At 60.9% G+C, this 9,893-nt stretch carries 8 protein-coding genes and 3 pseudogenes; 4 read left to right on the top strand and 7 right to left on the bottom strand.

The window, feature by feature from the left end:
- On the top strand, positions 1 to 565 hold a 565-nt coding region (locus tag EN932_RS19930), incomplete at its 5' end, for an FAD-dependent oxidoreductase (protein ID WP_164890544.1).
- A 69-nt stretch (positions 566 to 634) separates the two neighbouring features.
- On the opposite strand, the pseudogene EN932_RS38975 reads toward EN932_RS19930, so the two are convergent.
- The 3 genes and pseudogenes from EN932_RS38975 to EN932_RS38970 form a co-directional block, all read right to left on the bottom strand.
- Positions 635 to 829, bottom strand: a pseudogene (locus EN932_RS38975) (DUF459 domain-containing protein); the annotation flags it as partial.
- A gap of 1,181 nt (positions 830 to 2,010) precedes the next feature.
- Positions 2,011 to 2,319 carry a helix-turn-helix domain-containing protein gene (locus EN932_RS39745; protein WP_236473435.1) on the bottom strand — a complete coding sequence of 103 codons (309 nt, stop codon included), beginning with the start codon at positions 2,317 to 2,319 and terminating at the stop codon, positions 2,011 to 2,013.
- Between the two features lie 62 nt (positions 2,320 to 2,381).
- Positions 2,382 to 2,681 carry a hypothetical protein gene (locus EN932_RS38970; protein ID WP_224571022.1) on the bottom strand — a complete coding sequence of 100 codons (300 nt, stop codon included), beginning with the start codon at positions 2,679 to 2,681 and terminating at the stop codon, positions 2,382 to 2,384.
- A gap of 3 nt (positions 2,682 to 2,684) precedes the next feature.
- Between EN932_RS38970 and EN932_RS38965 the strand changes: the two genes are divergently transcribed.
- From EN932_RS38965 to EN932_RS19905, 3 genes and pseudogenes are all read left to right on the top strand, one after another.
- Positions 2,685 to 2,927 carry a hypothetical protein gene (locus tag EN932_RS38965; RefSeq protein WP_224571023.1) on the top strand — a complete coding sequence of 81 codons (243 nt, stop codon included), beginning with the start codon at positions 2,685 to 2,687 and terminating at the stop codon, positions 2,925 to 2,927.
- A 1,053-nt stretch (positions 2,928 to 3,980) separates the two neighbouring features.
- A pseudogene (locus tag EN932_RS19910) lies at positions 3,981 to 4,202 on the top strand (insulinase family protein); the annotation flags it as partial.
- Positions 4,203 to 4,259: 57 nt separating this feature from the next.
- Positions 4,260 to 5,318 (top strand): class I SAM-dependent methyltransferase, encoded by a 1,059-nt coding sequence (locus EN932_RS19905; protein WP_024504268.1) that lies wholly within the window; start codon positions 4,260 to 4,262, stop codon positions 5,316 to 5,318.
- Between the two features lie 421 nt (positions 5,319 to 5,739).
- Here the strand turns inward: EN932_RS19905 and EN932_RS19900 are convergent.
- The 4 genes and pseudogenes from EN932_RS19900 to trbG form a co-directional block, all read right to left on the bottom strand.
- Positions 5,740 to 7,084: pseudogene (locus tag EN932_RS19900) on the bottom strand (IS5 family transposase).
- Positions 7,085 to 7,419: 335 nt separating this feature from the next.
- On the bottom strand, positions 7,420 to 7,662 hold the full coding sequence (locus EN932_RS19895) for a DUF2274 domain-containing protein (protein ID WP_024502859.1): 243 nt from the start codon (positions 7,660 to 7,662) through the stop codon (positions 7,420 to 7,422).
- 12 nt (positions 7,663 to 7,674) lie between these two features.
- Positions 7,675 to 8,889 (bottom strand): TrbI/VirB10 family protein, encoded by a 1,215-nt coding sequence (locus EN932_RS19890; RefSeq protein WP_128369002.1) that lies wholly within the window; start codon positions 8,887 to 8,889, stop codon positions 7,675 to 7,677.
- On the bottom strand, positions 8,886 to 9,893 hold a 1,008-nt coding region (gene trbG / locus EN932_RS19885; RefSeq protein WP_348630210.1), incomplete at its 5' end, for a P-type conjugative transfer protein TrbG. The genes trbG and EN932_RS19890, both read right to left, overlap by 4 nt.

Raw genomic sequence — 9,893 nt, 5'->3', positions numbered from 1 at the left:
CGGCGACACTGCCTCCGACTGCGTCGGCACCGCCTTCCGCCAGGGCGCGGTGTGCGTCACCCAGCTCGACATCCGGCCGCAGCCGCCGGAAAAGGAAGACAAGCTGTCGGTCTGGCCATACTGGGCGACCAAGATGCGCACGTCATCCTCGCAGGCCGAAGGCGCCGAGCGCGAATTCCAGGTGGCGACGCTTGAATTCATCGGCGAAAACGGCCAGCTGACCGGGGTCAAATGCTGCGAAGTCGACGAAAAGCGCAAGCCGATCGCCGGCACCGAATTCGTCATCCGCGCCGATCTCGCGTTCATCGCCATCGGCTTTGCCGGGCCAGCCGCTCGCGGGCCGGTGTCGGAACTGGCCGGCCAGATGAAGATCGCCATTGACAGCCGCCGCTCGAAGAATGTCGAGGCCAATGACCGGGACTACAGGACCAGCGTCGAAAAGCTCTATGCGGCGGGCGACGTGCGGCGCGGCCAGTCGCTGGTCGTCTGGGCGATCCGCGAGGGCCGCCAGGCGGCGCGCGCCATCGATGAGGCGCTGATGGGATCGAGCGTGCTGCCGCGCTGAGTCCGTCTCGAGACCCTACTTGTGCGGCCACCTGAAGGCGCTTTCCGCCCTTCCGCTGCCCCGGGCAGCTTACGGACTGATCGCCGTGGTCGTTTCGGTTGTGGCCCCGGCCGCAGGCTGCCGCCTTGGCGGCCAAGAAAAATCGTCGGCGCGGCCGGGCGCAGCAGCGGGCGCCTTGCCCTCGACGACGAATTTTTCACCGGGCCCGTCCGGCTTGGCCGGCGCTGCGGCACCGAGAAGTTCCGAACCGCCGTCGAGTGCCGGTGATTGCGAGTCGGCGTCGGTAGCCGGGTCGGCGGCCTCAGTCTTTTCCTTCGAGGGTGGACTACGTTACTGGCCAGTACCGGCAACGCATCGAAGGAACTTTACAATCATAAAGGTACGTCACTGGTCTCGCGGCTCACCTATGACGATCTAGACGCGCATTCGAGTCCACAATCCGACTGGCATTTTCGTAAAGGCCTCCTCGGTGCGGGCGGCATCAGGGAGGATTTTCTCATGACGAGGACTTCTTACGGAAATGGGGGGCTACTCAAACACATTCAGTGATCAGCGCGGGGGCGGCGTCAGCTATTTCACCGCCGATCTTGGATATAATTTCTTGAACTCACCGCGCTACCGCATCGGTGCTTTTGTTGGCAACAATTTCTGGCACGAGAGCTACGATGCTTTCGGTTGCACGCAGCAGGCGACCAACTGGGGAACCTGTGTGCCAACCGTCCCACCTACGTCAACCTCTCAGCCAGGACAACGATTGGCATTCGCTGCGACTCGGCTTGGCCGGGCAGACGCAACTCACCGAGCGACTCAGCCTTTCTGGTGACGTGGCGTTCCTCTTCACGCGGCTCGACGGCAAAGAGCAGCACCACATGCGCCCAAGATCAAGCTAATTCCCGAAGACGGCGATGGGCATGGCGTCCAGCTCGAGGCGGTGTTGCGGCCGTGGCGAATAACGGCACCGCTCATTTCGAAGAGGCAATGGGCGGTCGTGGTTCCCCGCAGGCCGACGATTGGAAGGCAAAGCGCTACGGCGTTTTCGTGCAGGCTAGCATCAAGTTCAACTGAGAGAGCAAGAACCGAGGAGAGCGGCGATGCCACTCCAGCTCATTACGATCATTGGATCAACAGAAGGAAGTTTTCCGAAGAGTTTTGCAAGCGTGCGCAAAGTCGCCAGACAAAGTTCTCTCGGTCCATAGTGTACGTGCCGTCACGCCCGTTCTCGACATGGTTGAATGATACGTCCCGCGCGATCGATCAAAGTCGTTTTTCATTGGTTTTCCGGAAATCGCGGGGAGCACAGCGTGCTGTGACCCTCGCCTGCTGGTTTTCTGTCAACGCGCAGATGAGGGAGAATGAGCGTACAGCAAAAATCATCAGTGCTGTCGCTTTCGCCAAAGCCCGCCGCAGCTAAACGGGGTCCCACGCCCGGTAGCGCCCCCTGCCGGTCACCTCACGGATGCCGAGTTCGGCACCAGCCCGAGCGCAGCGCGCTGGCTAATTTTCAGCTCGGCCGCGACCAGACCTGCCGACACCAGCGGCCGCGCCAGCACCAGCTCGATCAGCGCCGGCAGGCTCGAGTTTTTGCGCCGGTTCCTGAGCCGGCGCTCCATCTGGCTTTTGGCCAGCGCCTGGATGATTGCAAGGCTGAAACAGTCGATGGAACGCCCCTCCAGCGAAGCCGAACCGGACGAGGCGCGCGCGCCAGGTCCTTCGGCTGCCATCGGCACGCTGGGTTTAAGTGCTTGGGGTGACACGGCGTGATCTCCGCCGTTGGCGGGAACAGGGCAGTGCAATAGTACTGCCCTGTTCCTTTTGATCAGAGGCCAGTGCGGATTTCTTCGGCAAGCGCCCTCAACGTCGTCTCGACGTCATCGCCGTTTACCATCTTCTGCATCGCCACGGCCCATGCGTTCATGGCTTCGCCGAAGCCGACACGCGGTGTGAAAGCCAGCGCGGCTTGGTCCTGTATCTTTTTGAAGCTGTCAACGAAGTTGTTGAACTCGGGCTGCGAAGCGTACTTAGTCCAGGTGTCGTCTGCCAGGTCGACGTGCGCGGCGGATTGACGAGCTGGCCAGCAAGGGCACCCTTGAGCGCCACCTGCTTGGAGGTGGCCCACGGGATGAACAGCCAGGCCGTGCCCTTCTTTTCGGAAGCCGCGTTCATGGCGAGAGCCCAGATCCAGATGTCAGACTCCAAGCTCGTGGCGCTCGGTGCGTGCAGCGGCGGAGCGAAGGCGATCTTGCCGGATGCCGGCTTCCCCGCAACATCGTTCCAGAAGCCGAACATATTTGAGTCGATCGTCATCGCGCTGCGGCCGGACGCGAAGGAAGGAGCCGCGCACTTCTTGATCATGTCCACGTAATGTAGTCGTATCCAGCATCGGTAAGCTTCCAATCGCTCAGGTATTTGTCCAGCGGCTCCAGGGCGCCACTCGGAGCGAGGTCCTACGCGGGCTGAATGCCAGTGCCGAACACATCCCATGCTGGCGACTTCGTCGTCAGTTGGATCGTCATCTTGTTCCAGTAAGAATCGTCTGGGTAGAGTTCCGGCGTGACCTTGATGCCGGGTCAGCTTCTCGAACTCCGGAAATTGCGCAGCGAGAGCATCCGCATAGGGGTGGATGTCGTAGGCCCAAGTTATGCTGGTCCCTTCGAATTGACGCCAGTTCACGGTGTCGGCAGCGGCCGAATTAGTGAGCGATGCCGAGACGGCAAAAAACGCCAAGTCAAAAGCAAGCTGTTTGCGAAGCGACGCGCACCTGTAACGAGTACGGGGAATGAGCGACCCATGTAATCCTCCCTGGGGCATTTTGCCAATTTTTGGGTCCACTCCTCCATCCCGAGTTCGCTCATAGCCACAATAAGCGGTTTCCAACGAGCTCGCTCTGAATGCACCAGGCCAACTGGGTAAAAACGGGTAACCGGCACTAAAAGGCGTTGTAGTATCGCCACCAGAAATACTGCTCCGTGGTGCTGGCCTTTGCCTGGGGGCGCAACACGGCAACTACCCGCTCAAAACGGTTGGTCCTCTACCTCTTATTCACCGTCGCTTTCCTCGCGGCCTAACCCGGCCGGAATATCCGTTGCCAGAAAAAGGCCTCGCGGCCGGTTCGAGGCTCATCCCTCCTCCGAAGCAGCACGCTCAAGTATCGTCACAAGCCCCGAGCGCTTCGCGTTCGGCGATGTCCAAATTCCGACAATGTCGGATACAGTCAGATCTACTGGATTGCGTTTGAATGGTTTTCTCATTTGGCACAGTACATGCGGGTCATCCGCAAAACACGTGACCGACCAACAAGAGTTCGCATGATCACCTTACCACAACATACAGCCGCCGCGGAACAATCACTTGGCCCCTGATCGCCCACCCCGGCACCACAACCGGAGTCATCGATGTTCTGACAGGCTGCCCAAGGATACCTGCTGCAACAGGGCTTGCCCTGGTGACGACCACTCCGGCTCCGCCGGTTACCGACGAGGGCAAAGTGACGGATTTCCTGCTTTTCAACGGCATGGAGGTGGCTGTCATTCCCGACCACCGCGCCGGTCGTCACCCATATGGTCTGGTGCAGGATCGGCAGCGCGGAATGAGCCGCCGGGGATATCTGCATGTCTTCGAGCATCTGATGCTCAAGGCGCCTCATGACGAGCACGGCTCCGTCGCCTGGAGAGATTGAACCCAAAGGGAGATTCAGATGTCTGAAGCGAATCAGGAAAAGTTGGACGCATTCTTGGGGAAAATGGTCGGCGATCTCGGTGCGATCGCAACGGGCGCGGGAGTCCTGCTGGGGGACAGACTCGGCCTGTTCAAGGCATTGCGCGAAGGCGGCAAGATGACGGCCGCCGAACTTTCGACACGCACCGGCACCCAGGAACGCCTCGTAAGGGAATGGCTTTCCGGGCAGGCGGCGGCGGGTTACGTCGACTACGATGAAGCGAGCGACAAATTCTATCTCAACGCCGAGCAAGAGCTGGTGTTCGCTGATGAAGACAGCCCGGCCTTCATGGCAGGCGCATTCGAGTTCCTGTCCGCGCTGTGGCTCGATGAAGAAAAGGTGAGGCAGGCATTCCAGTCCGGCAAGGGCGTCGGGTGGCACGATCATAGCGCGTGTCTGTTTCGCGGTACGGAACGGTTCTTCCGTCCAGGCTACAATGCCAATCTGATCGACTCCTGGCTGCCGGCCTTGGAGGGCGTCGTCGAGAAGCTCGAACGCGGCGTGGACGTCGCGGATGTTGGATGCGGTCATGGTGCATCGACCGTGCTCATGGCACAGGCCTTCCCCAATTCGCGCTTCGTCGGCTTCGACTATCATGCCCCTTCGATTGAGCGCGCCCGCAAGGCGGCCGAGGTAGCCGGCGTCGGCGTTAACACGCGGTTCGACGTGGCGGCCGCCAAGAGCTATCCCGGAACCTATGACCTCGTCACATTCTTCGATTGCCTTCACGACATGGGCGACCCGACGGGCGCCGCCACCCATGTCCACGGATCGCTCAAGCCGGACGGCACGTGGATGATCGTCGAGCCGTTCGCGCATGATCATCTGGCGGCGAACCTCAATCCCGTCGGCCGCGTTTACTATGCCGCTTCCACTTTCGTGTGCACGCCCGCATCCGTGTCGCAGGAAGTCGGGCTCGCGCTTGGAGCCCAGGCCGGTGAGGCGAGGCTGCGCAAGGTTGTGACCGGCGGCGGCTTCAAGCGATTGCGTCGCGCCGCGGAGACACCGTTCAACATGGTGCTGGAGGCCCGCCCTTAGCGTGGCCGTCGCCAGAAATTGCAGCTCATCGCATTTGATGAAGATCACCGCCAAAAATCCGGACGCATCGGGCACATTTTCAAGGCGTCTGGGTTCACGCAGAGGTCGCTGCCGAGTTGTGTGCCAAGAGTCCCATACGTTGCGGCTCAGAAAGGACCCCACGCACGGCGACGAACATGCCCATAGCGATGGCCGCTATAATCACATATGTCCACCATGGCGCGTTCACAAAGCTGGTAAGCCACGTCGCACCGAACGCGCTTACGACAAAAACGAGAGCCTCGATAAAAAGACTGAGCCTGTACACATTCAGTCGTCTCATCCTCATACCACCCATCCAAAGACTGAGCTTGTTGCGCTACTGCGACAGAGCCTAACATATTGGAGAGTGCTCACTAGTCGACCGTGAACAATCCGAGCCCTAAGCGGCGACCGGCTTCGGCCGGATTTGAAGCAGGGCAATCAAGAGCGACAAAAACCCCTTCAGCCACCTGAGCAGGAGGGAGAAGTTGTAGCCGGCGGCGGCCAGGATGGCGTTGAGGGTGTCGCCCTGCTGGCCGGCGAGGTAGTTGCGGCCCATTCTGTGTTCGCTCTTGATGTGGCCGATGACGGGCTCGACCGCCGACCGCCGTCGCATCTGGCGCTTGATGGCTGGGGTGACGCGGCGTTTCTGGCCCGCGGTGAAGACCCTGAGCTTGTGGCTCTGCGGTGCGTTGTGGCCGCGATAGCCGGCGTCGGCGAGGATGCGGCCGATCTCGTTGCCGATGGTCTTTTCCATGTCGGGGATGACGCTTGCCAGCGTGTGGCCGTCATAGGGATTGCCGGGCAGTGCTTTTGCATGCAGGGCGAACTGGCCGCCCCTGGAGCGCTTCAGCGTGGTGGCCACCGACACCTTCACCCCGAACTCGTAGGGCGCATGCGCCTTGCCCTTGCCGATGCATTCCACCTCGTGTGCGTGCAGGCTGTAGATCTTGCGGCCGCGCTGGCGCTGGCGTTGCTCGAGAACGGTGGCGGCCTGGTAGAGCGGCCATTTGAACAGCGTCCAGCCCCTGATCGCCGGCGATCTGGCGACCAATGTCGCGAATGGTCCGGCCGAGATAGGTCTTGAGCTTGCGTAGCGCCTTGTTGGCCCGCTTGAACTGCTTGGCGTGGGCATAGCGCTGGTGGCTGATCAGCGCCAGCTTGCCGACCCGCACATAACTCTGGCGCAAATGGAGACCCGTCCTCTTGGCCAGCCGCACCAGCCGTTCGCGTGCCCGATGGATGAGCTTGGCGTCGGTCGGGAACATGACGTTCTTCGGCTGCACGGTGGTGTCGACGATCACCTGGCGCGTGTCGGCCGGTTTCATCGCCCCGGTCTTGACCGCGAGGCTGAGGCTCTCCTGCAACAGCACCATAATCCGCTCCTCGCCCATACGGCTGCGCCAACGCGTCATCGAGGAGCGGTCGAACGGCAGCGTATGGCAAAAGAACGTCTCGCCGGTGAGATACTGGAAATAAGGGTTCTCCACCCAGCGCTCGCACAGCACCTCATCCGACAGGTTGAAGGTGTGCTTGAGGATCGCCAGCCCCGCCATCAGCCGGGTCGGCAGCGGCGGCATGCCGGGGCCGTCCGAATAGACGGCGCCGAAACGCTCCTCCAGCACCGGCCAGTCGATCGCCTGCGCCAGCCGCACCAGCTCGTGCTTCATGTTGATGATTTGGTCGAGCCGGGAGCGGAACAGGTCCTGCTCTCCCGTCTCGCGCTTCTCGCGTGGCCTGGACATTCGCTGTCCCCTCGATTCGCCGCCGCCGAACCGAGTGAATCACGCTCCGCGCCACAAGGGAATCGCAAAACCGAATTGCAGGAAAACAGCGTCCAAATACCGCTAATCCTGCAATTCCAAAGCCGCTATCCGCCTCAATCAACAGGCCAGATCAATGGCTTGCGGATAGTTCACGGCCGACCAAATCGAAAATGCAAACTTAGGCTGTTGCGCGGTATCTCCTTCCACATCATCTCTTGCGCATACCTGCATTCCAAGGTGTTTGATCCTATGCTTCGCGAGGAGCAGGTAGGTCGCGACAGCTAGGCAATGTTCCAGCTGCCCTAGCGGAGGAGTCACGATTTTCCGGCAAGCTCCGTCGGCAGACGTTCCTTTCTGGCCTTGGCAAAGGCTCGGTCGCCTTCCAGAAACGCCGCCAGCATGAAAGGGATGAGTTCTGCCACGGTTTCAGACTGACCATAGGTCTGACGGTAAAGTGCAGCATACTCCTTGAGTGTTTGGCTCAGCTCCGCGCTGACGGTAATGGTGATCTTCGAAGCTGTTCGGTCCGGAAGTTTTCCAAGTTTCAGGTCAGCCATGATAACTCCTGCTCAACTGGCGTATGGCCGCAGCACGATGTCCTTGTGCACGATGACGCGCAGTGGCCAACCTGGGCGGACGACGATGGTGGGCTGGATATTGAGGTTTTTTTCGGTGATGCGCTGGCCGGCTCGACTGGCGTTCTGCTGGGCTGATTCCCGGATCGCCTTGACCAGATCGCTCTCGTTTTCGCCGAGGCTGAATTCTGTGCCGACACCGAGCAATGTGGCAAGCGCCACTCCCTTGATCATCTGCCAAGTGTGGAAATCGACTTCGTCTTCCAGCCCTGCGTAGCCGGCGGTGTCGCTCGCGGGCAGATTGTCGATTTCGGCCGACGAGCCGTCGGGCAGCAGAATGCGCTGCCAGACCAGCAGCGCTCGCTTTTGCCCGAACGCGACGACGCTGTCGTAGACGCCGATAAGACGTGAGCCCTGCGGAATCAGCAATATGTTGCCCGTGACCGTGTCGTGCACATTTTCGGTGACTTGCGCGACGACAAGGCCCGGCAAATCGGAATTGATGCCGGTGATCAGGCTGGCGGCAATCACGCTGCCAGCCGTCAGTTGATATGGCGAGATCGGCGTCTGCAGCGCATGCGGATTGTAGATCCCGCCAGTGCTCCGCTGGCTGAGAAAATCAAGCTTTCGCTGCTGATTGTTCTGGTCGCCTTCCGCCGCCGCCACCGAGGCTGACGCGCGTCCTGCTTCGGATTGGGGAAGCGCCTCAAATGGATGCTGAGCAGTTTGCACGCTCTCTCCGACATCTGTCTTTTGAGCTCGATTTTCGACGCGGAAAAGCACCCGCGATTCACGCGCTTCGATCGCCTGCTGCGCTAGACGCTGCTCCTCGGCCGAGATGTCTTGGCCCGGCACGATGCCGAGCTGGCGCTGCCGCTCGAGGATGGGGCGGCCGAGGTCGCCCGGCAAAGGTAGCCCAAGGACGGGAGGCTTCGGCTTCATGCCGGAATAGTCATGGGGAAGCGTATCGAGCCCCTCGGCGGTTGGTTTGCGCTCAGTGTTGTAGAGATCTTCCGCCTGATCCCTGATGCGAAGGGCCGGCCCCTGGAGGGCGATCATGGTAACGCCGAAGACAGCGCCGGATCCGAGCGCTGCGATCGCGATGATCACACCGCGCCTGAACCGCACCACGCGGCGGGGAGAGGCCCGAAGCTGCAGTTCCTCGGGATCCAGTTTCGGCGGGATGCCAGAGCGGGAATTTTCGATCATGAGTCCTCACCTCGCCGGCTGCCGCGAAAGAGCGAGATCCGCCGTTGCGGTTGCCTGCCGTCAATCCTGCTGATGCGGATCACCTGCTGCCGCTTGGTGCCGAGGCGAAGTTCGGCCGCGGCGAAGAGCCGATCGACGATGTAATAGTTGCCGCGCACGCGATAGTTGACGAGCTCGCTGCTCCCATCTGCGCCGACGATGAAGAGTGGTGGCGCCTCGCCCTGATCTATGCGACGAGGGAACTCAATATAGACCTTGCTGCCGTCGTCGAAGGCTCGCGTCGGTCTCCAGGGCGGTGTGTCGCCACTGATTGAGTAGCGAAAGCGAAGGTTTTCGAGCGCGATATTCGACGCGACCGGTGTAACTGCCTCGGCTTGAGCATTGCGCTGGCGAAGCGCGATGATCTGGTCTTGGCTGTAGGTCCAGGAGATTGCCGCCATTGCGGTCTTCTCGGTGCTTTGAAGCTGCAAATGATAGGTCCGCCGGTCCGTCGTAATGACGACATTGGTGGCAAGACCCGGCGCGAAGGGTTTTACCAGAACATGGGTGCGCTGATTGTCACCGGTGCCGCTTGCGGTATCGCCAATGACCCAGCGCACGGTGTCGCCAGCCGACACGGCGGTTAGTTTCTCGCCCGGCTGCAGAGCGATGTCGGTCACGCGCTCCGGCGCGGCATAGAGTTGATAAAGCGCGCCATCGGTGAAGGGGTAGACTTGCACGGCATTAACATACCCGTACTTGGTGGGTTGCTGGGTCGCGGCTTTGTTGGCATCAGCGACGCGTTCTTCAGGGGGGCGCTTGTCCTCGGCCTTGCCGGGCTCGGGCTGCATTTGGCCAGGCAGCGGCAGTGGTTTTGGCACCTCGACAATTCTAATCGGCCTCTCCGGCGCCTTTTCGATCGCGGCCGGTTTGAAGTCGGCAGCGTCATAGGAAATCTCAGGCGGCGGCACCTTCTTCGATGCACAAGCGGAAACGACCGCTGCCGACACCGATAGGATCAGCAC

This window comes from Mesorhizobium sp. M7A.F.Ca.US.002.01.1.1, assembly GCF_004022955.1.
GTDB classification, from domain to species: domain Bacteria; phylum Pseudomonadota; class Alphaproteobacteria; order Rhizobiales; family Rhizobiaceae; genus Mesorhizobium; species Mesorhizobium ciceri.
This window is presented reverse-complemented; position numbering and strand designations above follow the sequence as displayed.